This is a genomic window from Pirellulales bacterium (assembly GCA_036490175.1).
Classification (GTDB): domain Bacteria; phylum Planctomycetota; class Planctomycetia; order Pirellulales; family JACPPG01; genus JACPPG01.
Genome location: DASXEJ010000219.1, coordinates 15,015 through 40,033, shown reverse-complemented (window position 1 = coordinate 40,033; position 25,019 = coordinate 15,015). Strand labels below are relative to the sequence as shown.

At 60.2% G+C, this 25,019-nt stretch carries 21 protein-coding genes and 1 tRNA gene; 14 read left to right on the top strand and 8 right to left on the bottom strand.

Translation table 11 applies throughout. The annotated features are described in order from the left end of the window. The 10 genes from VGG64_15835 to VGG64_15790 all read left to right on the top strand — a co-directional run. A partial coding sequence (locus VGG64_15835; protein ID HEY1601074.1) for a S1 RNA-binding domain-containing protein occupies positions 1 to 783 on the top strand: 783 nt, incomplete at its 5' end. 338 nt (positions 784 to 1,121) lie between these two features. Then, positions 1,122 to 1,685, top strand: coding sequence for an RNA polymerase sigma factor (locus tag VGG64_15830; protein HEY1601073.1), 564 nt, complete (start codon positions 1,122 to 1,124; stop codon positions 1,683 to 1,685). Between the two features lie 54 nt (positions 1,686 to 1,739). Then, positions 1,740 to 1,979 (top strand): hypothetical protein, encoded by a 240-nt coding sequence (locus tag VGG64_15825; GenBank protein HEY1601072.1) that lies wholly within the window; start codon positions 1,740 to 1,742, stop codon positions 1,977 to 1,979. Positions 1,980 to 2,148: 169 nt separating this feature from the next. Continuing rightward, the gene (locus tag VGG64_15820) at positions 2,149 to 2,988 is read left to right on the top strand and encodes a mechanosensitive ion channel domain-containing protein (protein ID HEY1601071.1); all 840 of its coding nucleotides are present in this window, start codon (positions 2,149 to 2,151) and stop codon (positions 2,986 to 2,988) included. Positions 2,989 to 3,271: 283 nt separating this feature from the next. After that, positions 3,272 to 6,376: a YCF48-related protein gene (locus VGG64_15815; GenBank protein HEY1601070.1), complete on the top strand. Its 3,105-nt coding sequence runs from the start codon at positions 3,272 to 3,274 to the stop codon at positions 6,374 to 6,376. Positions 6,377 to 6,478: 102 nt separating this feature from the next. Further along, entirely contained in the window at positions 6,479 to 7,459 is a 981-nt protein-coding gene (locus VGG64_15810) for a hypothetical protein (GenBank protein ID HEY1601069.1), read from the top strand. Between the two features lie 39 nt (positions 7,460 to 7,498). Next, positions 7,499 to 7,987, top strand: coding sequence for a histidine phosphatase family protein (locus tag VGG64_15805; GenBank protein HEY1601068.1), 489 nt, complete (start codon positions 7,499 to 7,501; stop codon positions 7,985 to 7,987). 282 nt (positions 7,988 to 8,269) lie between these two features. After that, complete coding sequence (locus tag VGG64_15800) at positions 8,270 to 9,637, top strand: cytochrome c peroxidase (protein ID HEY1601067.1); 1,368 nt, start codon at positions 8,270 to 8,272, stop codon at positions 9,635 to 9,637. A gap of 236 nt (positions 9,638 to 9,873) precedes the next feature. After that, positions 9,874 to 10,317, top strand: coding sequence for an iron-sulfur cluster assembly scaffold protein (locus tag VGG64_15795; protein HEY1601066.1), 444 nt, complete (start codon positions 9,874 to 9,876; stop codon positions 10,315 to 10,317). Continuing rightward, on the top strand, positions 10,314 to 11,567 hold the full coding sequence (locus tag VGG64_15790; protein ID HEY1601065.1) for a cysteine desulfurase: 1,254 nt from the start codon (positions 10,314 to 10,316) through the stop codon (positions 11,565 to 11,567). The genes VGG64_15795 and VGG64_15790 overlap by 4 nt, the downstream gene beginning before the upstream one ends. Before the next feature lie 42 nt (positions 11,568 to 11,609). Here VGG64_15790 and VGG64_15785 read toward each other — a convergent pair whose 3' ends face one another. The 6 genes from VGG64_15785 to VGG64_15760 form a co-directional block, all read right to left on the bottom strand. Further along, positions 11,610 to 12,167 carry a hypothetical protein gene (locus tag VGG64_15785; protein ID HEY1601064.1) on the bottom strand — a complete coding sequence of 186 codons (558 nt, stop codon included), beginning with the start codon at positions 12,165 to 12,167 and terminating at the stop codon, positions 11,610 to 11,612. A 240-nt stretch (positions 12,168 to 12,407) separates the two neighbouring features. Then, positions 12,408 to 13,193, bottom strand: coding sequence for an SDR family oxidoreductase (locus VGG64_15780; GenBank protein HEY1601063.1), 786 nt, complete (start codon positions 13,191 to 13,193; stop codon positions 12,408 to 12,410). A 48-nt stretch (positions 13,194 to 13,241) separates the two neighbouring features. Further along, entirely contained in the window at positions 13,242 to 13,832 is a 591-nt protein-coding gene (leuD, locus tag VGG64_15775) for a 3-isopropylmalate dehydratase small subunit (protein ID HEY1601062.1), read from the bottom strand. Between the two features lie 42 nt (positions 13,833 to 13,874). Further along, complete coding sequence (gene leuC / locus VGG64_15770; GenBank protein ID HEY1601061.1) at positions 13,875 to 15,293, bottom strand: 3-isopropylmalate dehydratase large subunit; 1,419 nt, start codon at positions 15,291 to 15,293, stop codon at positions 13,875 to 13,877. Positions 15,294 to 15,463: 170 nt separating this feature from the next. Beyond that, positions 15,464 to 17,119, bottom strand: coding sequence for a serine/threonine-protein kinase (locus VGG64_15765; protein ID HEY1601060.1), 1,656 nt, complete (start codon positions 17,117 to 17,119; stop codon positions 15,464 to 15,466). A gap of 379 nt (positions 17,120 to 17,498) precedes the next feature. Next, on the bottom strand, positions 17,499 to 18,059 hold the full coding sequence (locus tag VGG64_15760) for a hypothetical protein (protein ID HEY1601059.1): 561 nt from the start codon (positions 18,057 to 18,059) through the stop codon (positions 17,499 to 17,501). 417 nt (positions 18,060 to 18,476) lie between these two features. On the opposite strand from VGG64_15760, the gene VGG64_15755 reads away from it, so the two are divergent. Further along, positions 18,477 to 18,980 carry a hypothetical protein gene (locus VGG64_15755; protein ID HEY1601058.1) on the top strand — a complete coding sequence of 168 codons (504 nt, stop codon included), beginning with the start codon at positions 18,477 to 18,479 and terminating at the stop codon, positions 18,978 to 18,980. Between the two features lie 284 nt (positions 18,981 to 19,264). Then, positions 19,265 to 20,371 (top strand): ketoacyl-ACP synthase III, encoded by a 1,107-nt coding sequence (locus VGG64_15750; GenBank protein HEY1601057.1) that lies wholly within the window; start codon positions 19,265 to 19,267, stop codon positions 20,369 to 20,371. 157 nt (positions 20,372 to 20,528) lie between these two features. On the opposite strand, the gene VGG64_15745 is transcribed toward VGG64_15750, so the two are convergent. Beyond that, positions 20,529 to 21,362: an enoyl-ACP reductase gene (locus VGG64_15745; protein ID HEY1601056.1), complete on the bottom strand. Its 834-nt coding sequence runs from the start codon at positions 21,360 to 21,362 to the stop codon at positions 20,529 to 20,531. Between the two features lie 379 nt (positions 21,363 to 21,741). Between VGG64_15745 and VGG64_15740 the strand changes: the two genes are divergently transcribed. Continuing rightward, positions 21,742 to 23,679 carry a sigma-54-dependent Fis family transcriptional regulator gene (locus VGG64_15740; GenBank protein HEY1601055.1) on the top strand — a complete coding sequence of 646 codons (1,938 nt, stop codon included), beginning with the start codon at positions 21,742 to 21,744 and terminating at the stop codon, positions 23,677 to 23,679. Positions 23,680 to 23,974: 295 nt separating this feature from the next. Further along, a tRNA-Lys gene (locus VGG64_15735) sits at positions 23,975 to 24,048 on the top strand. Between the two features lie 178 nt (positions 24,049 to 24,226). Here VGG64_15735 and VGG64_15730 read toward each other — a convergent pair. Beyond that, the gene (locus VGG64_15730; protein HEY1601054.1) at positions 24,227 to 25,006 is read right to left on the bottom strand and encodes a creatininase family protein; all 780 of its coding nucleotides are present in this window, start codon (positions 25,004 to 25,006) and stop codon (positions 24,227 to 24,229) included. Positions 25,007 to 25,019: the final 13 nt, after the last annotated feature.

The following is a 25,019-nucleotide window of genomic DNA, read 5'->3' as shown; positions in this document are numbered from 1 at the left end:
CAGATCGACGTCTATCGCGTCGAAGATCTGTCACAGTTCGTCGGGCAGAAATTCCCGGCCGTCGTGACCGAAGCACGGCCCGAGCGCGGCAACCTGGTGCTTAGCCGTCGCGCCGTCATGGAGCGGCAGAAGGCCGCCGCCAAAGAGCAGTTGCTCACCGAGTTGGCCGAAGGCCAAATCCGCGAAGGTGTGGTCCGCAGCTTGCAACCGTTCGGCGCGTTTATCGATCTGGGGGGCGTCGATGGCCTGCTGCACGTCAGCCAACTTTCTTGGCAACGCGTGAAGCATCCCGGCGACGTGCTGCAATTGGGGCAAACGGTCAAAGTGCTCGTTCGCAAGATCGATCCGGACACGCGCAAGATCAGCCTCGCGCTCCGCGACCTGACCGATAATCCCTGGACGACGGTAGGTAATAAATACCCTGTCAGCTCAACCGCGCGCGGCACGGTCTCAAAAATCATGGAGTTTGGCGCGTTCGTGCAGTTGGAACCAGGCATCGAAGGGCTCGTTCACATTTCGGAACTGGCGCATAAGCGCGTGTTTCGCGTCGGCGATATCGTCAAGGAAGGGGACGTAGTCGATGTCAAGGTTCAGTCGGTAGATCCCGACCAGCAACGCATCAGCCTCTCGATGAAGGCACTGGCCGCGCGGCCCGGACCGGTTAAACAGGAAGAGCCCGAAGCCGAGGATCTTCCTCCGCTGCCCCCGACGAAGCGCAAGACTCCGCTCAAAGGCGGACTGGGCCGAGCGACGGGTGGCGAGGGTATCGGATTGAAGTGGTAGCCGGAGCAGATCCAGCACCACCCTGCCGTGATCCCGTTGAATGCCGTTAAAACCGGCGTTTCCGGAGATGTTCCTACCTCGGCAGGTGTCCGTCCCCGCACATCCGCGGGCCGTTTAAGCCTTTTACCCCGGGCAATTCATCTTGACCCCGGCCTTCTTCCTATGATTCGATTGGGGGCTAAGGGTCCCGGTTGAGCTATATCCTCTTGGGCGGCTTGGAGTTGGCAGCCCGCGAATCGATCCTTCTCATTTCTTGTGACTGCGCCCTGCCTCGTCGGCTACTAATGTCGTGAGGACAGGAGTTACGAGCGACAGCCAAACTCTTAGGGCGCGCACGTGTGGAAGCAGTCTTGGACGTATTGCAGCAGACCGATGAAGCGTTGGCCGCAGAGGCTGCCCGCGAGGGCTCCGATGGGCCGGCGTTCGTCGCCTTGGTGGAGCGATTTCGCCAACGAGTGTGGCGCATTTGCTACCGCCTGTTGGGCAACGAAGCCGACGCTCACGACGCCGCGCAGGAAGTCTTCGTCCGCTTGTTTCTACACCGTACGCGTTTTGACGGCCGCTCGAAGTACGCCACGTGGGTGCATGCGATTGCCGTGCGGACGTGCCTGGCCATTCGCCGAGGTCGCGGGCGCCGCCAACGCCATGAAACCACGGCCAGCCCTCAGCAGATGGATGCGCCTGGCACGCGTCCCGAGACCGACCACTTGAGCATGGATGTAATGACCTTGCTGGAGGGCCTGGACGAAACAGATCGGGCTCTGCTGATTCTGAAATACGCGGAAAGTTACAGCTACGAGGAATTGGCCGAGATCTTTGACCTATCCGTCAGCGCGTGCAAGATGCGCGTCAGCCGGGCCCGCGAGAAGATCAACCAGCAACACGGCGACGCGATGCGTTAGTCGTTGTGCGACAAAAGACGAGATGACGAGCAACAGTCGACACGGATCATCGCTATGAAATTTGATTTATTCGAAAAGTTGGCCGAACGAGAGATTCCGCCCGTGCCGGCCGATTTCGATCGGCAAGTACACACGCGTGTCAATGACAGTTTGCTCGGTGTGCATTTGACGGAGTTCGTATTTCAAGTTGTACCGTACGCTTTTTGGCATTTTGCGCAGGCTACGATTGCCCTGTTTGTGCTGACGCTTTCCGGGGGATTTCCCCACGATCGCGACCGGTCCAAGCATCGTTAATTTGCCGGCCGTTTCGGTCCAAGGTTTTAACGCTCTCGACAACCCATGTTCCATGCTGCCAGAGGATACCGCGGTTCGCAGCATGGCGACGCAAGCAGTCGGGCGCTTTTGTGTTCGTGATCCCTTTCAATTTCACTCTCAATCTCATTTTCGGAACAAGGAGTTAGCCATGGACTTTCCTCAGACTGTTGATTCTTGGCGCGAAGCGCTAGTCGGCAGCTTCAACCACGCCTTCGGGCAGATCATCGACAAGGCCCCCAATGTCGTGGGCATGCTGGTCGTACTGGTCATCGGCTATATCGCGGCCCGCGTGTTGGACCGTGTCGCCTCGGCCCTGAGCGACTCGTTGGGTCTGCAGACCGCCGCCGAGCGGAGCGGCTTATTGGAATCGATGCGACAAGTCGGAATCAATCGCAGCGTATCGTGGATCGTCGGCCGGATCACCTTCTGGCTCACGATGTGCGTGTTTTTGACGGCCGCCTTCAACATCCTTGACCTGCCGACATTGTCGACGGCGATGGAAACGCTTGTGGGCTATATTCCCAAGCTGTTGGTGGCTACGGTCGTCGTCGTGATCGGACTATTGATTGCCACGTTCCTGCGTGGTGTCGTGGCCACCAGTGCCGATCGCGTCGGTGTTACCTATGCCGAGCACCTGGCCAACGGCGTGTACTATGTGCTCGCCCTGATGACGTTCATCGCGGCCTTCGATCAGCTGGGCTTCCAGTTCGAGCTGTTGCAAAACATGATCTTGATTGCCTTCGGCGCCGTCTCTGCCGGTTTCGCGCTGGCCTTGGGCCTCGGCGGTAAGGAAGTGATGGGCGGCATCCTGGCCGGCTATTACACCCGTCAGCGACTGCACGCTGGTGATCATGTGCGTGTGTGCGGCATGGAAGGAACAGTACGAGAAGTCGGCCCCGTCGCCACGGTCATCGAGACCGACGAAGACGGCTTATTGAACCGGCACAGCGTTCCGAACACGAAAATGCTGTCCGAGGCCGTGCGGTAACGTGCGTTATGCAAGGAGCCTTCTCCTCTGGGGGAGAGGCCCTGGTCAATAGCCCTCGGTCCTTGCGAGGACCGAGGGTGCAGGATCATCCTGCGGTTGGGACCCTTGGGACGACGCAAGTCGCCCCAAGGGTTTTTTATGCGCCGCAGTTCTGCGGACGAGCGCTAGATCATGCTAGCAGCACACCCAGGTTTGAATTGTCGCTCTAGGTATCCTCTGACCGTCGGGCTAAAATCCCGGCCGCCCCAGCATTCAACGCTTGCCAGTCGTTCGAGACGCTGCCATGGATGGTCATACCTCGCGCACGCTCGTCGCGATCCTTATCGCAATCTCGCTTGCGCTCGGGCCGATGGCACTCGCGGCGGCCGAAAGCGACGGCTCACTCGCACGATCGATGCTCGACGACGCCGAACTGTCGGCCGTCACATTTGTCGACACTCTGCATGGCTGGGCCGTGGGAGATCGTGGCGTCATCTGGCGCACGGACGATGGCGGAGAGTCATGGCAGCTTTCTGCTTCTGGTGTAAGCGGTACCCTGCGAACCGTATTTTTTGCCGATTCGGAAAACGGTTGTGCGGCCGGTGGCGAATATCGCTCCTATCTGCGCTCGACCAAAGGCATTCTGCTGCGCACCAGCGACGGCGGACGAACCTGGGAAACCGACAAGGGGCTTCTGCTATCGACAATCCACAAGATTAAGTTCTTTGGTGGCCCAAAAGGCTGGGCCCTGAGCGAGCCGTCAGCGATCTTTCCGTCCGGCGTGTTTTGCACGGACACCGGCGGTCGATCTTGGACGCAGATGGCGGACCAACAAGTGTCGGAATGGACCGTCGGTGATTTTGCCGACCCATTCTCCGCCGTACTCGCTGGCGGCCGTGGCGCCCGCGGAACCATTCGCGAGCGCAACCTGGCCGTGTGGCAACAATCAGAGTACGGAGTGCGCGAGCCGCGGGCGATCCATCTGACCAGCCCCCAAGACGGCTGGCTGGTCGGAGACGGCGGTCTGTTGCTGGCGACGCAAGACGGGGGCCGCTCTTGGCAACCTCCGCTGCAGCAGCCACGCAATACCGAGCCGTTCGATTGGCGTGCCGTCACGGCACACGGTTCTTACCTTTGGATCGCCGGTTCACCCGGAACCTTGGTTCTGCACTCCGCCGACAGCGGCGCGACATGGGAAACCCTGCCCACCGGACAATGCCTGCCCATCAACAGCCTGACATTTGTCGATGCCGATCATGGCTGGGCCGTTGGCGCGCTGGGAACGATCCTGGTAACAAGCGACGGTGGAAATTCCTGGCAGAAGCAACGCGGCGCGCGCCAACGCGCGGCGTTATTGGCCGTCTATAGCGACGCCGATCGCACACCGCTCGAAGCTCTGGCGCGACTCGCCGGGAACGAGGGCTATGTCACGGCGGTCGAACTCATCGCTCGTCGCGATGCCGAACCTGATACACCTTCATCAGCCACGTCGGGCAATCGCGAGCGCGCGGCGTTGGTGGCGCTCGGTTGCAGTGCCGCCGAACAGGCTTGGGGATTTCCTCTGCGTCAAAAAGGTGTCCAGTCGACGGCGGAACAAATTGTCGATGGTTGGAATCGCATGTACAGCGGCCACGGTGTCGAGCGCTTGGAAGAGCATCTCGTGCGCCGCATCCGCATGTGGAAACCCGAAGTGATCATCACTTCGGCTGCCAGTCCGGCCGGAGACGATCCGCTTGGGCACCTGGTAAATCAAGTCGTATTGCGCGCGGTGACCGACGCGGCTGATCCGCAGAAATTCCCAGAGCAAATTCGTGCAGCCGGCTTGTCGGCCTGGGCAGCCAAAAAAGTTGCCGGCAGCCTGCCTCCTGGCAAACTTGGCACGATCAACGTTAATACATCGCAACTTGCACCACGCCTGGCACACTCGTTGGCGGATTACTCATCCGTTGCGCGTGGACTAATTGATGACGACTACCATGCGCCCCCCAATACCTGGGGCTTTCGGCTCCATTTGGATTCCATCCCTCAAGGGCAGGGGCAACAAGATTTCTTCAGCGGAATCTCCTTGCAGGCCGGCGGGGATGCCCGCCGCGAAATGCCAGGCGCCGGACGCGCCGGCCTGGACGCGATGCGTCAGATTGCGGAAAAACATCGCAACCTGCAAGCAATTCTCGCGCATGCTGAACGAACGGGCCGCGGGGGGACCTTGCTCGGGCAAGTCGAGGATCTGACGCGCGGGCTCGACGCGTCGACAGCCGGCCAGGCCCTCTTCGAGCTGGCTCAGTCGTACTACGTCGAAGGCCAATGGGAGTTCGCCGCTCCGGTATTTCAGCTCCTCAGCGAGAAATACCCGACCCATCCGTTGACTACGCCCGCGCTCGAGTGGCTTGTGCAGTATTGGTCCAGCGGCGAAGCTGCCTGTCGGGCGCAAATTCGTACCGGGACGCTAGCGCGCAAAAACTCGAACGTCCGCAGTGAACATGCTGAAGTGGCAATCCCCGGTTCCATCCCGCCGGCCTCGCCGCCAGGCCCTTCTTTCGTCGCAATGGCCAGCGGCCGCCGTGACTTGACACCAGACCTGAACCACCGGGCAGCGCGCCACGCGCACGCCCTCGAGGCGGGGCAGGCTCTGGAACGAATCGATGCGCAGGCCTGGTCTGACATGCACGTCCAATTCCCCTTGGCGCAGGCGCGCGCGGCAACGAACAGTCGCGACGTGGATCGGCTATTCCACACTTTGACGGTAAGCCGGCCGCATGATGCGTGGTGGGCATGCGCGAAGGGAGAGCAATGGCTGTCGGCTCAAGCAGGCAAAACGTCGCCGAAGACGACGGCGTTCGTGCGACGCGGAGATGCCAAACCTCGCCTGGATGGACAGTTCGACGACGAATTATGGAAAACCGCCGACCGCTTGGAGCTCACCAGTCCACTGGCGGACGACTCCGCCTGGCCGGCGACGGCCATGCTCGCCTACGACGATGAATTTCTATATATCGCGATTTCCTGTCGGCAGGCACCGCAGTGTCGCTATGCCACCGACGATCGCACGCGTGAGCGCGACGCCGACCTAAGTGCGCACGATCGCGTTGAACTGCTGATCGATGTCGATCGCGATTGGACCACGTTCTACCGGCTGAGCGTCGATCATCGCGGTTGGACCGCCGAAGCCTGCTGGCACGACGCCACTTGGAATCCACGTTGGTTCGTCGCAGCCTCGACAAGCGAAGAGAATTGGACAGTTGAAATGGCCATTCCGCTGGCCTCGCTCTCGACCGAGGCCGTGGTTCCCAAAACCGCCTGGGTGCTCGGCTTACAACGGATCTCACCGGGTGCAGGATTTCAATCCTGGACGCGCCCCGCCACGGTCTCTCTCAAGCCGGAAGGCTGCGGCTATTTGATCTTCGACTGAGACCCCGTACGCTAAGGGGGCAATTACGGCACGCGCAGGGCTACTCGGCCCCGTCGCGACTGCAGCCGCCGCTCGTTACTCTCGCACAAGGAAGCTCCGGCAGTGAATTACCTGATTGGCACGGATGAAGCGGGCTATGGCCCGCCGTTGGGCCCACTGGTCGTTGCCGCCACGGTTTGGGAACTGCCTGAAGAGGAGTGCGATCCGATCGATGTCGATCTTTATGATCGGCTTCGCACTTGCATTGCCGCGCGGGTACGACGAGGCACAAAAACTCCGCCGCGGCGACTGGCGATTGCCGACTCTAAGGCGCTTTATAACAGATCGCAGGGCATCGGCGAGCTCGAGCAGGGAGTCCTGGCGGCGCTCGCGCAATTGGGGGGCACACCGGAAACCTGGCACAACGTTTGGGATGCCCTCTGTCCCCAAGGCTCTGCAGATGGAGACGCGGTTCCCTGGCATGCCGATTACGAAGCGCGCTTGCCACTGGCGGCGTCCTCGACCGAAGTCGAACGGCTAGCCGGCAAACTGCGCCGCGGATGCGAACGCGCGGGGATTCGGCTCCGAGCGGTCGGTGCCCGCGCGGTGTTTCCGGAGCAATTCAACGACTTGATCCTGCAATACGGCAACAAAAGCGATGCTCTTTCTGCCGTCAGCCTGGAACTGCTGTCCGAGATGATGGTGCCGCTCGCCGGCGCACGCGTGTCGGTGATTTGCGACAAACACGGCGGACGAAATCACTACGCGCCGCTTGTACAGCATTACTTCCCGGAATGGTTTGTGGAAGTACGCCGCGAGGGTGCGTTGGAAAGCCGTTACAGCTTCGGCCCCGAGGCAAAGCGCGCAACGATTTCCTTTCGCTGCCGGGCCGAACAAGCGGTGCCCGTGGCCTTGGCCTCGATGACGGCCAAATATTTGCGTGAGTTGGCGATGCGAGCCTTCAACGATTATTGGTGCCGACACTTGCCCGAACTGCGCCCGACGGCCGGCTACTCGCAAGATGCGCGACGCTTCAAAAAACAAATCGCCACGCTGCAAACCACCTTGGGCATTGACGACCGCATCTTGTGGCGAACCCGATAGTACGCAACTGGTGAGACGTCCGACCGAGAGATTCAACGAATGTTCATCTATCTGGTGCGGCATGCTTGGGCCGGACAGTCGGGCGATCCTGCCTATGCGGACGACGCGTTGCGCCCGCTTACAGACAAAGGACACAAACGGTTTCGTCGCATGGCCAAAAAGCTGGCCAAGCGCAACGTTTGTCCTGGCGCGATCGCCACGAGCGCCCTGGCCCGAGCCCGCGAGACGGCCGACATCCTTGCCGCGGTCATCCCGGGAAAGCCCGCCGTTACCGTGCTCAACGACCTGGCTCCGGGAGGACGCCTGGAACCCCTCTTGGAGTGGACGCGTTGCCAAGCACCGGGAGACGTCGCCTGGGTAGGACATGCCCCCGATGTCGAGAGTCTGGCGGCGGAACTGGTCGGAGCGGGCAGTGGGCAGATTGGATTTGAAAAGGGGGCTGTCGCTGCGATTCGCCTCGCAGGTCCAATCGAGGCGGGCGCAGGGGAACTCGTTTGGCTCGTCACAGCCGGACTATTGCGCTGCTGACGCCGGCGCAAACAGAGTTTTATCGCCAATGGCGTAAAACGCTCGACGCTTCATGATCGGCGCATCCTCGCGTGTCCCTGGTCGGCAATCCACGGGTGTCGGTAGCCGGGTTCGCCGACGCATGGTCCCACTCCCAGGACGCTTGAAGCGCGTAGAATTTTATCAGATACTCTCAGACCTGGACTTGCTGAATCCGTTCGGTGCGAGGGGTGCCCAGCACCAGCCGAACGGCAGGGCTTCTCAATTTATTTCACACGCTCTAGCCAACAATAGGATCCGATCATGCGAGTTCGTTTCTGCTTCTCGGCACCGTTTTGCGGCTTACTCTGTACGTTGATGATCATAGGTGCCGGATGCAGTCCCGCCGCCAACAAAAAGGCGCCGGCCACGAAGAAAGAGGCGGTGGATGCCAAGGCGGCCGCAGCGGCCATGCCTCCAGAAGACGAAGCTGCCGACGCCAAGCAGGTCCAGAAAGCCGACAAGTCGGCAGGCAAGGCCGTGCTGCTGGGCTCGCCGGAATTGACCGGTGGTATTCCCGGCGATGGGGAATTGACCATCGAGCACATCAAAGCTTGGATCGACGATCCGCAGAACCTAGCCGTGCTGGAAGTCGAGCTACCACTAGGTCTGAGCACAGGTTTGCCGCAGGCCGAGGCCGTGCTCGAAGCCAATCCGCTAACGCTGGCCCTGATTGAACTGGGGCGCCAATTGTACTTCGACAAGCGGTTGTCGGTCGACGGTACGATAAGCTGCGCAAGCTGCCATGATCCCGATCTAGGATTCGCTGCGAATACCCAGTTCGGCGTAGGCGTGCGCGGCCAGAAGGGAGGCCGCAACTCGCCGATCTCTTACAATCGCATTTTCAGCGGGCCTCAATTTTGGGACGGTCGCGCCGCCAGCCTGGAAGAGCAAGCCAAGGGACCGATTGCCAATCCGATCGAAATGGCTCACACGCACGAAGAAGCCGTGGCAGCCATTAAGGCCAACGAAGGCTATCGCCTGGAGTTCGATCATGTGTTCGGCGGCAAGGATGGCGACAATGTGAACATCGACAACATTGCCAAGGCCATCGCCAGCTTCGAGCGCGTGCTGGTCACCGGACCATCGCCGTTTGACTTCTATGAGCAATTGAAAGCGTACGCCGGTGTCGACATGGATGACCTCAAAGACGATGCCGAGTTGTTCGCTCAGTACGAGAAGATCAAAGCCAACGCCGACGCTCACCCAATGTCGGAAAGCGCGTTACGCGGCCGCGAAATCTTTTTCAGCGACAAGGGTTCGTGTACCGCTTGCCATGTCGGTCCCAACTTTACCGACGAGTTGTATCACAACTTGGGTGTGGGCATGGATGCCGAGAAGCCCGACCTGGGCCGCTATGAAGTGACCAAGGAAGAAAAGGACAAGGGCGCGTTCAAGACGCCCACGATCCGCAATGTGGAATTCTCGGCTCCCTACATGCATGACGGTAGCCAAAAAACGCTGGACGAAGTCGTCGCCTGGTACGACAAGGGGGGGCACCCGAACCCTACGCTTGATACGAAGATCAAGAAATTGAATCTGACGGATCAGGAGAACGCCGACCTGGTCGCCTTCATGAAAGCCTGCACTGGCGAATTTCCCAAGATCGAGCGCGGACGCTTGCCCAAGTAAGATCGCGGCTGCGCAATTCCGGTCGGCATACCGCCTGCCGTGTTGGTGAGTGTCCGTATTGACTAGGTGCAAAGGTGACTTGGCCGGTAACAGGGGGGCGGCGTCGATCCGGGCACTGGGTGCCCTGTATGCGGTCGTCGGTTGTCCACAACGACGGTCGATCCTACACTTGTGGCAGAGCGGCCCAGAGTGGCCGCTTGATCTCGCCAACCCCGCTTCCGTCCCTCGGCGATCTCATGCCCACTAGCGAAGACGAACTGTACCAGGAGCACATCCTGGAGCACTACGAAGATCCGTTTCACCGCGGTCATGCTGCGCATGCAACGCACGCACACGAGGACGACAACCCCCTCTGCGGTGACGTAGTACACATCGACTTGGCAGTAGACCCGCAGGGCAAGATCGAGGAATTGTACTTCGACGGCGACGGGTGCTGCATCAGCCAGGCCGCAGCATCGATGCTGGTCGAGCATTTCGACCAGAAGTCGGTCGATGAGATCAAGCAGTTCACAGCCGACGACATGCTGCGATTATTCGGCGCGAAGCTGACCCCTAATCGGCAGAAATGCTGTCTGCTTTCGTGGCGTGTGCTGCAGGCCGCGATTTACTCTCCTCTGCAAGGCAACGGTCAGCCAGGTACGACGGCGACCCCGTCGCAACCCAACAAGGAAAATCGATGAGCACTTTGGCGCCCGTGCTGCCGCTCGACCCTGACGCATTGCGCACGGACTTTCCGATTCTCGGCCTGCGGCTGCACGGCGATGTGCCGCTGGTGTACTTGGACAATGCCGCCACGACGCAGCGACCGCGGCAGGTTATTCAGTCGCTGGTCGATGTGTACGAAAAACAATATGCGAACGTTCACCGGGGCATTCATTGGTTGAGCGACCAGAGCACGGACCTGTACGAAGAGACCCGCGAAAAGGTCCGTGCCTTCATCAACGCTCCTGCGCGCGAGCAGGTCATATTCACCTACGGTACGACCGAAGGCATCAACCTGGTTGCCCGCAGCTGGGGTGCAGCCCATATCAAGCCAGGCGATGAGATTTTGCTCACCGAGATGGAGCATCACTCGAACCTGGTCCCTTGGCAGCAATTGGCCGCGGAGCGAGGCGCCGTCCTACGACACATTCCGATCACGGACGAGGGTCGGTTGGATATGGAGAAGCTCCCGGCGCTGCTCACCGAGCGCACCAAGCTCGTGGCCGTTGGCCATATATCCAATGTGTTGGGCACGATTAACCCCATCGCGGAAATCACGCGTCGGGCGCACGCCGTCGGGGCGGTGGTGCTCGTCGATGCCGCACAAAGCGTGCCTCATCTGGCGACCGATGTGCAGGCGCTCGAGGTCGATTTTTTGGCATTTAGCGGGCACAAAATGTTGGGACCGTCGGGCGTGGGAATTTTGTACGGGCGGCGATCCCTGCTGGAAGCCATGCCCCCGTTTCTGGGCGGCGGCAGCATGATCCGTCGCGTAAAGCTCGACAGTTTCGAGCCAGCCGAGTTGCCGGCGAAGTTCGAGGCCGGCACGCCGCCGATTGTGCCCGCGATTGGTCTCGGCGCGGCAATCGACTATTTGAACGCCATCGGCATGGACAAGATTCACGCCTATGAGCAAATCCTCACGGCCCGCGCCCACGAGGTGCTGGAGAACGTGGGCGGGGTCCATTTGCTGGGGCCGGCTCCCGAACATAAAGGGGGCATCGTCAGCTTCACGCTCGATGGTATACACGCCCACGATATTGCCCAATTACTTGATCGCCAGGGCATTGCAGTTCGCGCAGGGCATCATTGCGCAATGCCATTGCACAAACGGCTGGGAATCAACGCGAGCGCTCGGGCCAGTTTTTACTTCTACAACACGCTGGCCGAAGTCGAGTTGCTAGGCACCGCGCTCACCGACGCGAAACGCATCTTCCGCAAGAAGTAACACGCCCCATTGCGGGACCGGAGTTCTCGTTGTCGCTCGTCGCTAGGCCAGCGGGCGACGTGGCTTTGGCGTTTTTGGCAGCAGCAGGGCAACGCCGAGGATCAGAACGCCCACCACCGCAGCGGCCATGGCCAGCGTCATGCGCGGCACGTAGGTTATGACCTCTTGCTGAAACTTGGCAAACAGCGCGATCCGCTCTGGCGAAGGACTGGTATCGCCTCCGTTCTTTTCCCTTTCCCACAATTCAAACGTTTCCAGCAGCGAAAGCTGCTCGATGTTGGCCACGGATTTTTCTTCGTTCGCCATGATCGAAGCAACTTTGTCCTGCGGAAAAACCGGACGGGTGAGCCACAACCCCACCATGGCGACCAGCGCCAATCCCGCAATCAAGCCTCCCAGAAAAAATGTCGCCTGCCGCGGCCCCCAGACCGAAGGCGTCTTCTCGTCCGTGGGCGTGTAACGCTGGAGTTGCTCTAGTCCTCGCAATGTGGGAATGGCGATGTCGGCCCCACAGCGGCAGCGCGCCGTTAGCCCCGCCTGACTGCGGTCGACCACGATCGTTTCACCGCACGCACAGGGCAATAGGTATTCAGTCTTCATCGTGGCAAGGTTATCGCGAGGATGATTAGGGACGCCGGTCCGACCCGGACCGAAATGCCGGAGGCGCCATCTATGCTGTCCATTCTATGTGTCGTCGCCTGCCTGACCACCGGTAGGCAGGCTACCTGGCAGCCGAGCGCCGCAACGAGAAAATCGTGAATCCCGTAGTTCAAGCCGCAACGACGGGAACCTATATCCTGAATACGTCCACAGGCGGACAAACGATGCGGACCTTGCGTCTTATTCCGGTACAGCCGAACCACGCGACGCCCACCAGGGAAGCGTGGCGCCGCCATCAATACCCAATGCCGAGCCCGTGATATAGTCGCTGGCAGGATCGCACAGAAAGACCACGCCGCGGCCAATTTCTTCGGGCCGCCCCAAGCGGTTCCAGGGGAGCTTCTCGCCGCCGCGTTGAATCTGCTCATCGGTCGCGAATTTTCGTTCGCCTGGCGTGTCAATCCAACCAGGGTGAATGATGTTGACGCGGATCCGATGGTCGACCAACTCGATAGCCGCGGTGCGTGCCATCTGATCGATGGCCGCCTTTGACATGTTGTAGGCCATCGAGCGCGGCACCGGAATGAACGCATGCGGCGAGCTGACGACGACGATCGAGCCCCCTTGCCCCTGTTCGATCATCTGTCGGGTCGCCGCCCGCAGAGTGTAGAAGGCGCCCCACATGGTGACCTGGATGGTCCGGGCAAACCCATCGAGATCGGCCTCGTGAAAAACGTCGCGGTCGCTGTACACGGCGTTGGTCACCGCGATGTCGAGACGACCAAAATGCAAAACCGTTTGCTCGACCATCTCGTCGACGGCTCGCCGGTCGCCTACATCGGCCTGCACCAATAAGGCGCGCCGCCCGGCTTGCTGCACCGCCTCGGCTGCGCTTTCGGCTTCTTCGCGATGGCCATGGTAATTGATGGCCACGTCCGCGCCGGCTCCGGCCAAAGCAACGGCTGCGGCCCGCCCTATGCCGCGACTAGCGCCTGTAACCAGGGCGATCTTTCCGTTGAGAACCACGGTTTGCTCCTCGGGTGACTGGCGAAATGAGCAGATGCGACCGTGATTTTATCGGACAAGCGCGGTTTCGTAAGCGTCGATTTTATCTTGGTGTGCCAGGGTCAGGCCGATATCGTCCAGGCCATTGATCAACGAATGCCGACGCGATGGTTCGACCTCGAACGATATTCGCAATCCCGCATCGTCCGCGATCACGCACTGCTCCAAGTCGACGGTAAGCCGATAGCCCTCGGTGGCCGCGCAGCGGCGAAATAGATCCTCGACCTGCGCCTCGTCGAGCCTCACAGGTAGCAGTCCATTCTTAAAACAGTTGTTGTAGAAAATATCAGCAAAACTAGTCGCGATGATCGCCCGGAAGCCGTAATCCTCGAGCGCCCAGGGAGCATGTTCGCGACTCGATCCGCAACCAAAGTTGCGTCGCGCCAGCAAGATCGTCGCACCACGATTACGGGGCCGATTCAGCTCGAAATCGGGATTCTCAGAACCATCTTCCAGGCGGCGCCAGTCTTGGAACAAAAACTGACCGAAACCAGTCCGCTCGATCCGTTTGAGAAATTGCTTGGGAATGATTTGATCGGTATCGACGTTGGCGCGGTCCATCGCGGCAACGATGCCAGTGTGTTTCACAAAGGGCTTCATAACAAACTCGGATAGCGTGTGAGGAGTTGCGGCTAGGAGGCTCTACTTGTATTTCCAGCCGCGGATGTCGACAAAGTGGCCCGCCACGGCCGCGGCCGCGGCCATTGCGGGCGAGACGAGATGCGTGCGCCCGCCCTTACCTTGGCGGCCCTCGAAGTTGCGATTGCTCGTCGAGGCGCAGCGTTGGCCGGGAGACAACGTGTCGGGGTTCATGCCCAGACACATACTGCAACCTGCCTCGCGCCACTCGAAACCGGCGTCCTGGAAGACACGATCGAGGCCTTCCGCCTCGGCCTGCCGTTTCACTTGACCGCTGCCCGGCACGACCATCGCGTGTACGCTGCCCGCGACGTGATAACCCTTGACCACGGCAGCGGCAGCTCGCAAGTCGCGGATGCGGCTGTTGGTACACGAACCGATAAAGACCCGATCGAGCGCCACGGATTCCAACGGGGTCCCGGGCTGAAGTCCCATATAAGCCAAAGCACTGGAGGCGCTCTTACGGTCGTTTTCGTCCGTTAGGGCCGCGGGATCGGGCACCTTATCTGCGATGGTGGCAACCTGCGCGGGATTGGTGCCCCAGGTCACCTGCGGCGCAACATCCCCAGCATTGAACACAGCCACACGGTCGTACTTCGCACCCGGATCGCTCGGCAACTGCTGCCAGCGGGCGACGGCCCCGGCGAAATCCGCCGGCACGAACTCGCGCCCGCGCAGATACTCGAACGTTACTTCGTCGGGTGCGATCATGCCGCACCGTGCACCGGCCTCGATCGACATGTTGCAGACCGTCATCCGCTCTTCCATGTCGAGCGCGCGAATGGCTTCGCCGGTGTACTCGATGGCGTATCCGGTTCCTCCGTCCGTTGTAAGCTGGCCGATCAGATACAGAATCAAATCTTTGGCCGTAACGCCGCGAGCCAGTTGCCCATCGACACGGATTTCGAATGTCTTGGGGCGATATTGCAGCAGTGTTTGCGTTGCCAGCACGTGCTCGACTTCGCTCGTGCCGATGCCGAAGGCCATAGCGCCAAACGCGCCGTGCGTGGCCGTGTGACTGTCGCCGCAGACGATGGTCATACCAGGTTGCGTGAGGCCAAGTTCCGGCCCAATCACGTGTACGATACCCTGATTGGCGTTGTCCAAATCGTAGAGCTTGACCTCGAACTCGCGACAGTTGGCGCGCAGGGTATCGATCTGCTGCTTGGAAATGGGATCGAGAATCGGTAGCGAACGATCGGTCGTGGGGATATTGTGATCCGGCGTTGCTACGGTTCGCTCTGGTCGGCGCACTTTCCGCCCGGCGATACGCAACCCCTCGAACGCCTGAGCGCTAGTGACTTCGTGAACCAGGTGCAGATCGATGTATAAGATCGTGGGTTTGTCTGCCTCGGCATGCACTACGTGGGCATCCCAGATCTTATCGAACATCGTACGGCGTTGAGACGACTGAGAGATCATGTCTTGAGCAAGGGTGAGCAGGGAACCGTCGTGGCGGAAAATCGCGTGACGGGGAACGCTTCCGCCACGCTTTGCCACATGGAGGAAAATTTCTAACGGTCGCTACATTCTACTAGACAGCTTGAGGCTTGGGGAGGTTCTGGAAAGGCTCTCAGAACAGGTTGGCAAGCCTAACCCGCCGCAACCGTTACCGGCTTTCCCACCTCAGCCCACCAAATAGCGGCCTGCTGCCGCGACCACTCACCGGCCGATTCGCAGTCCGCCAATGCACGTCCCAATGCCGCAGCTGATTGGTAACGTTCGGCCGGGCTCTTCGCCAGCGTCCGCAGTACGACCTGTTCGAGATCCGCCGGAATGTCAGGGCGGAAGCGCCGCGGCGAGATTACCTCGTCGTGAGCGTGCGAGACCATGACTCGCATGGGGTTCTCGTTATCGAATGGTGGACGTCCCGTGAGTAGATAGTACGCCACGCTTCCTAAGGAGTAGATATCGCTGCGCGCGTCTGGTTCACTATCTCCCAGCGCCTGTTCGGGCGACATGTACAGGGGAGACCCGGTAATCGAACCGTCTTGCGTCAATTGCAGAGACGAAGCCTCGGCCGCGGGTTTCGCGAGTCCAAAGTCCAGCAGTTTGGCCACGTCGTGTATGCCACCCCGATGCGCCGCGAAAATGTTTCCCGGTTTGATGTCGCGATGAATCAAACCCAGTGCATGCGCTTCGCCCAGGGCGTCGCAGGTTTGCGTGAGCAGATAGATCACGCGTTCCGGCGGAAGCGGCCCGAAGCGTTCGACAAGTTCCGCCAGGCTGAGCCCGGGTAGATACTCCATCACATAGTAAAAGGTGCCGTCGTCGGTACTGCCGTAATCAAAGATCTCGACGGTGTTCCAATGTGAGAGCCGTGCCGTGGCGCGCACCTCGCGTTCGAATCGGGCCAGGGCGCGCGGATCTCTCGCCTTGCCGGGCCGAATCACTTTGATTGCGCAAGGACGCTTCAGCAACTGGTGCTCGGCCAAATAGACCTCGCCCATGCCGCCGGAGCCTATCAAATGTCGCAAACGATATTGGCCCAGTTGCTTGGCCTCGAATGCTTCGCGACGCAGGCTGCCAATCATGTACGTGCCGTACACGCTGGACCCAAAGCCGGCTGCCATCATCAACGCCACACCGGAAAGATGGTCAAAGTACGTGCTGGCCGGAACGTCGCCATACAATCGCTGATCAAAGAGCATGACCACGATCGGTGCCGCCGCCATCAGTCCGTTGATTACCGCCGCGCGACGCCAGGTATTGGGAATGTAAATCGCATAAGTGAACATCAGGCAGAACCAGATGCCCACCGGGTTAAAGGCCACGTGCTCGACGCGCAGGCTCAGGCGCGTGGCAAAATGCTGGACGCAGGCAAAAAATAGCGCCGTCAGACCGAAGATTACCGTTTCGGCGACTCGTAACGCCCGGAGCGACAAATTACAGCGCCAACAGAGCTTGTAGCTCACTAGCGCCAATACCACGACGTGCACCAGGTGGAACCAATTCAAAAAGACCTCGCTGCGATGCAGCGACGGGTCTGTGAATATCATTCCCTTCGACACCAAATCGCGAATCAAGAATGCCAGCGAACCAAGGCACAAAACCAACGCCGAGGCGCGCAGGCGCGTTCGCAATAAAAGGCGGGTTTCGCCAGAAAGCCCCGGGCCACTTCCTTCGACCAGGGCGACACGGGGACTGATCTCATCGGGTGATAGGTCGTGCGCACGGCCCATCCCGAAGGAGTCCAGCGTCGCATCGACACCGGCAGCAGTCAGCGAGTTTTTATTGCGGTGGTCCATCGATGTCACGAGGTTGCCCGCCCGCACCCTTCCCCGAAATCAATCATACACGTCCGCCGCCAGGGAGCGAACGGCGGCAGCTGTCGGCGCGGAAGCAAAAAAACTCAGATGTCCTGGTGCGGCATACAGAACCGAAAGTCCTTCGCCCGTGCTGTTGGTTTATTAAACGAGTCGACGTATATCTTCTTCTCTAGCAATACCCATCCAGTTGCCGTCACGGCGCAAAGATTTCAGAAACCTTGATGCTAGCCATGCCAACAGGGGGGTGGCAGTGAAGGTATTATCGGCCAAGTTGTCCAACTGCCGGTTGGACACTTGCGGACCGCCTCGAGGTTCGCCCGTAGATGTCGAGCGCGGGCAAGCAAGATTGCGATGACTCTTAGGCCGCCCGCCGACGTTGGATCGTCGTGGCCCGCTGGCGAATCTCGGCTGAAGAGACGGCTCGAAACGCGCCTTCGTGTCCCCGGGCCGCCGGTTCCTGCACTAAGACGTGCGAACGGTCGTGAAGCAGCCGATCAATATAGAACCAGCTCCTGTCGAGCTCGTTTCGGTTCTGATCGGCGGAAACGACCACCAAGTCGGCGCCCCCGAGCATGTTGAAGGTTCGTGCCAGTGCCGCATAGGAATCTCCTGGCAATAGTCGAATCTTAGCGCCAGTGGCCGCGAGTCGGCGGTGTACCAGCTTGAGCGATAATCCAGGACCATCTTGCGGCGCGCGGAGTTCGAACAAATCGACTCCCGTGAAAACAACCTCATCCACAGCATGTGCGGATGCTGCGACTTCGATCATGCGCGCGGAGCGGTCAGCCAATCCGACCCCCAACTCCACGATCCTGCGCAGCCCGTGCCGGCGGATCAACTGGTAAATCGGCCGATCGTGCGCAGGTCGAGAGAGGTGGCCGAGGTAAAAGTTCCGTACGCTAACTGACTGAGGCCACATAACGATTCGTCCGACAGTTGCTCGGCCAGGGTATGAGAGATCGGTAGGCTTGGTCGTCGCGGGACCAACGGCCGTCGACGCGATCAGGTCGACGCGGTGCAGGCCGGTCCTTCGACTCTGCATTGGGCAAGCGTGAGTAGTAGGGCGCGCTATCGTTGATACTGCTATCGAAGAAATTCCGCAGGGGCGGAAATGGGCAGGCTCCGTTTATAGCTTCAACTACTGTGTCGTCCAGCTGCGCAGCACGAGTCAAATGGAAATTCTCTGACCCGGCAACGTCCGCTTAGTACAGCCAAAAGAGACGCGACTCTGTCGACTAAGACAAATAATTTCATGTCCGCAGGAAACTACGGTCGATAGCGCGCCTGAGGCGCAAGCATGAAGGGGGCGGCGATGATAATCCACAGGCGGATTCTTATGCGAGCAGCCCTGCTATCGTTTGCCATTCTCAGCGCAGCCAGCGTCGACGTGCTGGCCCAGGGTGGTTATCCACCCCCGGCCGCCCAAGCCGGCCCGGCGGCCGAGGGCCCCATGTTAGGGCCACCGGTGGTCGACGTTCCCGGCGTTCCAAATGCTTTGCCCCCCGCGCAGGCGCCAAGTAGCGAGCGCAAGCCAAGGCTGTTTCGTCTACCCCCGGCCAACAAGCAAGATCCCGCAGGTGCCTCGGCGGCCGATTCTAAAAAAGTATTTGCGGGCCGGTTTAGCAAACGGCAAGCACCTACGGCGATGCCCGCCCCCGAGGTCTCTCTTCCCCCAGGACCGCAGACCGACGCGGCCTCTCTTCCAGCATCCACCGACCCGCCGGCGAAGGGCCGACAGGCCCCCCGCAAATACGGCCCGCTCGAGTTCTTTCCCAAGCCCAGGGAAGGTGACCGCACAGGTAATCCGTTGTCAATAAAGCGGCCTGTGCTGGCTTGGTAGCTAGCATGCCGTCCACCGTGCATTGGGCTCAATCCGCTCGCGGCGCGCGGTGATTCCGCACCGGACCTTAGATTTTGGTATCTATAAAGCCGCGGTCATCCGCCACGCCCCATTGCTGTTACGGTGAAGCGATCTGGCTCTGGTAAGTGTTAGGAATTGACCAGTCTACGTCCGGTGTGTTAACCTCCCCGGCTCATACGGCGGTGCTCCGAGTATCCGGAAGCTCAGCCAGTGCTGTAGGCAAGGCCGTCGCGATCCAAAGGGCAGCGGAGGCGAGAAGACCGGTGAATTACGCGGCGATCGGCCCTATCTCGATCTACCTGCCCGAGACCGTCGAGACCAACGACGAGCTTGCTCGAATGTTCCCCAAGTGGGACATGGACCTGATCTATTCCAAGACAGGGATCCGCGCACGGCACATTGCAGCGCCAGATCAATGCGCTTCGGACTTGGGAGTTGCCGCTGCCGAGAAGCTGTTCGCCGAACATAACATCGACCGAAAGTCGATCGACTTCCTGCTGCTGTGCACGCAAACGCCCGATTATCCGCTCCCCACGACCTCCTGCCTGATTCAAGATCGTTTGGGGCTGCGGACCTCGATCGGGGCGCTCGATTTCAATTTGGGATGCTCGGGCTTTGTTTACGGCATGTCGCTGGCCGACGGGCTGATTCGCAGCGGCGCCGCGCAGCGGGTGCTGCTTATCACCGCGGAAACCTATTCGAAATACATCGCACCCGAGGATCGCAGCCTGCGCACCATATTTGGTGATGGCGCCGCCGCGACGCTTGTCGAATCTGCCCCGCAACCATCGCTGACGGCATTTCGGTTTGGCACTGACGGCGCCGGCGCGGATACGCTCATGGTGACGCGTGGAGGTGCCCGCCCGGCCGCCGACGCACTCCGTCCGCGCAAGCGGCATCGTTGGGCCAGCCAACTTTACATGGATGGTCCGGCACTTGTCGAATTCACGGTCGAGCGGATCCCCCAGTTGATCGACCAGATCCTGGAAGCGGGATCGCTCAAGCGCGAGGATGTCGAGATTTTCTTAATGCACCAGGCCACGCATCTGATGCTTTCTCGACTGCGCGAGCAATTGGCCGTCGACGAGCAGCGCTTGCCCCTGATGTTGGAGAATTACGGCAACACCGTATCCTCCACCTTGCCGATCCTTTTGCACGAGCTGCGCTCTAGCGGACGCCTGCGACCAGGCACTCGCTCGATGCTGGTCGGATTCGGCGTCGGCCTCTCCTGGGCCGGCTGCCTGTGGACGGAAACATGGCAGGCAAAAGGGGCTGCCACTGGACAGGGCGCGGTCGAACAAGCGGCTCCGCAGGTCCCTGGTGACAAGCCCGCCGATGGCGATGCTGCTGCTGAGAAACAAGCCGCCTAGGCTGCCCGCTGACGATGGGATTCGTTGCGGTAAGCCTTTTGAACTCGGCCGCTCCCCTCGATCATGGCTGGCGCGAATCTTTCCGTGATACCGCAACGATGAGTTGCGCGTCGGCTTATCGGTCGCGTACTGCTCACTTCGCGCGTCAGTTCAAAAATCAACTTGTTTTCAGACTGTCGCGGTACTTCTCGAGCATGCGTCCAGGCGACCCCATGATGTTGTAGCCGCCGTCGACGTGCAGGATTTCGCCGGTAATGCCCTCGGCCATGTGCGAAAGCAAAAAGCCGGCCGTATGGGCCACCTCTTGGTGCGTAATATTGCGCCCCAGCGGCGACATCGCCTCGTAGAGGACCAACATGTCGTCCACTCCCGCGCCGCGACCAGCAAGCGTGCGGAGCGGTCCCGCACTGACAGCATTGACGCGGATCCGCCGCGGGCCGAGGTCGAAAGCCAGATATTTGACAATAGAGTCGAGTGCTGCTTTACAGACGCCCATCACGTTGTAGCCGGGCACAGCCCGCTCGCCACCGAAATAGGTCATCGTAAGTATGTTGCCGTGATCGTTCATGATTCCTCGCGCGGCATTCGCTACCGCGACCAGGCTGTAGGCGCTTATCTCCATTGCCAGCTTGAAGCCTTCACGGCTGCACTCGATGGTGTTGACCTTAAGATCCTCCAGCGGGGCGTAAGCGATCGAGTGGACCACGAAATCGATCTTGCCGAACTCCTCGCCGGCGCGGCGCATCACGGCGCGGATGTCGTCGTCGCTGCTGACTTCCATGGGCACCAGGAATTTGGCGTTCGGTGCGGCGTCAGTTAGCAGGGCCACGCGGCGGCGATTGCGCTGGCGTTCGTCGTCCGGTCTATCGGGCAGATGCGTGAAGCCGCAGACAGCACCTTCGGCCATCACAAATTCGGCGATGGCCCAGGCGATAGAGTGATCATTGGCCACGCCCAGGATCAGACCCTTCTTGCCGTCAAATAGACCCATCCGTCATCCTCCGTTTTGATCTTCAAGTCCGCGTGCGGGGCAGATACTTATCTGGTCCCACCGTGGAAACGGCCGAACAGGGCGATAATGGTCCCTCGCAGCGATATGCGAGGCGGCACCCCGCTCACGCCCACTCGGCCAGGTTTCATCCCTGCTTTCCCCCACATCCGGAGCCCGCAGAATAGCCGGTCAGCCAGATTCACTCAATGTCCGCCAGCCCGCCGAGTGCTGGGGCGTGGATGTTGTACATTTGACGAGCCGATCGTCATCATATTGACGTCGTCACGGAACATAGTTTGTGTATTATTGATTCCACGACCAGGGTTCGGTAGTCATTTTTGACCAAGAAGGGCTTGAACTGATGGAGATTTCAGCCGGGATGAATCACGCAAATGCTGCGGCTGCACGTCATCATTTGCCGACAACCGAAGTTCGCTATGAGGCGATCCTGGCTGCGAGTCAAAGCGATGACATCGGCCACTACTTGGAGCGAACACTTCCGTCGATTCTCAGTGCTTGTCGAGCTGACGGCGTCTCGTTGGCAAGTCTAGCCGGAGCCTCGCGCAGTGGCGAAAGCTGGGTTCAACTGGGGCATGCCGGAAGCCCTATGGCGCTCCCGCCGGCGCTCCTCGCCGCCGCGCTCGATGCCGAACGAATCGTCACCGCGGAGGCATGGATGATCGCCCCGCTCGAATGCCGGGTATCGCATCCGGAGCTATTGGCCATTCACTCTCGCGCCGTAGCGCCGGCCGAAGTTCAACTCGAAGTCGAGGCCATCGTTCCAGCCCTGCGACTGGGCATGGCCATGGTGCGAGCGCGAATCAGCCAGGCAGCGCGCGTGGTCAGGCTCGAGACCATTCTGGCCATCGTCGGCCGCTGGAACCAGACGCAAGAAATGGAGACCCTGCTGAACGAGATGGCCGAAGCCGCCACCCGGCTGGTGCATGCAGATCGGGCCAGCATTTTTCTCTGGGATCGCGCCGAACACGAACTTGTCGGCAGGCCGGCCCTGGGTGTCGGCGAGAGCGAGCTGCGCATACCCGACAATGCCGGCATCGTTGGACAAGTGATCGCCGCTGGCCAGCCACGGCGTCTTAACTTGGGAGATGACTCACGCGCTGTGAATCGCCGCGTCGACGAATCGCTCGGGTATGAAACACGGACGCTGCTGTGCGTACCGTTGCGAAGCCGACGTGGCGATCTGCTGGGCGCCTTCGAACTCATCAACAAGCATGGCGGCGACTTCACGGATGACGACGAAGCGGCGCTCGTCGAACTGGCGGCACACGCGGGCGTGGCGTTGGAGAACACGCAAGAACGCGAAGGTCTCCTCACATCACGACGCCAGATGACCGACGAGGCAGCGGCAGGCGTTCAGCTGATCGGAGTTAGTCCTTCCATCGAAGCGCTGCGATCCACCGTACGACGCGTGGCTGTCACCGAGTTGGCCGTGCTGCTGACAGGCGAAAACGGCACGGGCAAAGAAGTGGTCAGCCAGTCAATTCACTACCAAAGCCCACGCCGTACGCATCCGTTTGTCGCGGTCAATTGCGCCGCGCTGACGGAGACGCTATTGGAAAACGAGCTGTTCGGACATGAAAAGGGGGCCTTCACCGACGCCCATGACACGCGGCCGGGCAAATTCGAATTGGCGTCGGGAGGGACTCTATTTCTCGACGAGATCGGCGATTTGAGCCTAGGGGGCCAGTCGAAATTGCTACGCGTGCTGGAAGAGAAGATCGTCGTCCATGTGGGTGGATCAAAGAATATTCATACAGACGCGCGCGTCATTGCCGCCACGAACCAGAACCTGGCCGAGATGGTGCGGCAAAAGAAATTCCGCGAGGATCTTTATTTTCGGCTAAACGTGGTAACGCTGGTGTTACCACCGTTGCGCGAACGGATCGAAGACGTCGTGCCGCTTGCGGAGCATTTTTTGCGAATATTTGCCCGTCAGGCCAGGCGTAAGATGCCCAAGTTCTCTGCCGGCGCGCGTCATCGATTGGAAGCGCATAGCTGGCCGGGCAACGTCCGCGAGTTGCGTAACCTGATGGAGCGACTGGCCTATTTGCACCCAACGGAAAAGGTCGAGGCCGATGATCTGGCCTTTGTCCTATCTCCGACAAGCGCGCTCTCGCCCCTCATCGCCGCCGACCTGCCCCTCACCGAAGCCACCGATCGCTTCCAAGTCGAGCACATTCAGCACGCCGTGCGGCGTGCCGGCGGCAATATGAGCGACGCGGCAGAACTGCTCGGCGTCCACCGCTCGAACCTGTATCGCAAGATGCGACAACTGGGGATGCCAGTGCAGGGGTAGCATCCGGGGCAAGAAACGGTCAAACGGCCGCCGCCACACGAGGGGCATCGGACAGCAGTCTTAGCCGTTTCGGCCTGGGTGTATGACCAAGCGATAGTCACGTCCATTTTTTGATGGGTTCGCGAATAAACTTCCACCAAATCGCCGAACGCGCGCTGAATGGGCGGCACGAATCGACCTGGCGATTTGACCCACGGCCGGCAATCGTAGGGGTCTGACCAACTCCTCTTGAGAATACTGGCAATCCCGATAGGATAATGGGTCGGTCCAGTTGGTCGCCCAGCAGGACCGGCACGCCTCCTTAGCTCAATTGGTCAGAGCATCTGACTCTTAATCAGAGGGTTGATGGTTCGAGTCCATCAGGGGGCACTCGACTTACGTCGACGACGAAAACGGCAACACTTGAAATACCTCGTTGGGGCATCGTTTCTGGCCTGCGTGATCAAGTGCTGCTGCCAGCATGCTGGCAACCACGATTGCGTTCGGCAGGTTTCTCGGGGGGTGCCGTGGCGCCATCTCTCACGTGTTTTTTCCAGCGTGATTCCCTTCAGTAGGGAAAGCGCGCGTCGAGCGGGGCAGCAGAGAGTTCGACCAGGAATTGCGCCAGCCGCTCGACCAACAGCGCCATCATGCGCCGGCCTTTTTCCGCCGTGGCCGCGTGCGGATTGCCCGCACCCGTGTTGGTCGTTAATAAATGCCAGGGGCGAGTAATTGAGATCCAGCCGCGATTGACGGCGTCAAACTTTGTCTCGGCCATTGCCCCTTCATCGGCCACCAAGGTGCCGTCGGCATTGCGGGCCACTAGCTCGGGCCGATAGGCCAGAATAAACGATGTCTCCATCTCGCCGGCGTGATCGCCGGGATCGTCGAAAATCTGGTGCTCGACGTCGGCCAGCACCTTGTACCAGTTGCAGAGAAAGAGCTGCGCCGGTGTCTGGCCGTACAGTTCGCGCAACACTGGCTTTAGATCGTTGCCGCCGTGGCTGTTCAGGAGCACGATCTTTTTAATGTTGTGCCGCGCCAGCGATTCGACCAGATCGCGAATCACCGCCGCCAGCGTCGAAGGATTCACATTCAGCGACAGCGGGTAAGCGATCTGGTTTGTCTCCGTGCCGTAGGGGATCGTGGGCAGAAGCACAACACGCGCGCCTCGTTCATGCGCCGCGCGACAGATCTCTTCGCCCACCGCATCACCTTCTATCGTGTCGGTTCCGTACGGCAGGTGCAGATTGTGGGGTTCGGTCGCGCCCAACGGCAGCACGGCCACCTCGTACGCGTGTTCCTTGACATAGGCGTAATTCGTCTCGGCGAGCTTCCAATGACGCACGCGTGTAGCTCCT

Coding starts and splice junctions, on each gene's coding strand:
- VGG64_15825 (HEY1601072.1), top strand. CDS start 1,740: ATGAAATTTGATTTATTCGAAAAGTTGGCCGAACGAGAGATTCCGCCC.
- VGG64_15820 (HEY1601071.1), top strand. CDS start 2,149: ATGGACTTTCCTCAGACTGTTGATTCTTGGCGCGAAGCGCTAGTCGGC.
- VGG64_15815 (HEY1601070.1), top strand. CDS start 3,272: ATGGATGGTCATACCTCGCGCACGCTCGTCGCGATCCTTATCGCAATC.
- VGG64_15805 (HEY1601068.1), top strand. CDS start 7,499: ATGTTCATCTATCTGGTGCGGCATGCTTGGGCCGGACAGTCGGGCGAT.
- VGG64_15800 (HEY1601067.1), top strand. CDS start 8,270: ATGCGAGTTCGTTTCTGCTTCTCGGCACCGTTTTGCGGCTTACTCTGT.
- VGG64_15795 (HEY1601066.1), top strand. CDS start 9,874: ATGCCCACTAGCGAAGACGAACTGTACCAGGAGCACATCCTGGAGCAC.
- VGG64_15790 (HEY1601065.1), top strand. CDS start 10,314: ATGAGCACTTTGGCGCCCGTGCTGCCGCTCGACCCTGACGCATTGCGC.
- VGG64_15785 (HEY1601064.1), bottom strand. CDS start 12,167: ATGAAGACTGAATACCTATTGCCCTGTGCGTGCGGTGAAACGATCGTG.
- leuD (HEY1601062.1), bottom strand. CDS start 13,832: ATGAAGCCCTTTGTGAAACACACTGGCATCGTTGCCGCGATGGACCGC.
- leuC (HEY1601061.1), bottom strand. CDS start 15,293: ATGATCTCTCAGTCGTCTCAACGCCGTACGATGTTCGATAAGATCTGG.
- VGG64_15765 (HEY1601060.1), bottom strand. CDS start 17,119: ATGGACCACCGCAATAAAAACTCGCTGACTGCTGCCGGTGTCGATGCG.
- VGG64_15760 (HEY1601059.1), bottom strand. CDS start 18,059: ATGTGGCCTCAGTCAGTTAGCGTACGGAACTTTTACCTCGGCCACCTC.
- VGG64_15755 (HEY1601058.1), top strand. CDS start 18,477: ATGCGAGCAGCCCTGCTATCGTTTGCCATTCTCAGCGCAGCCAGCGTC.
- VGG64_15745 (HEY1601056.1), bottom strand. CDS start 21,362: ATGGGTCTATTTGACGGCAAGAAGGGTCTGATCCTGGGCGTGGCCAAT.
- VGG64_15740 (HEY1601055.1), top strand. CDS start 21,742: ATGAATCACGCAAATGCTGCGGCTGCACGTCATCATTTGCCGACAACC.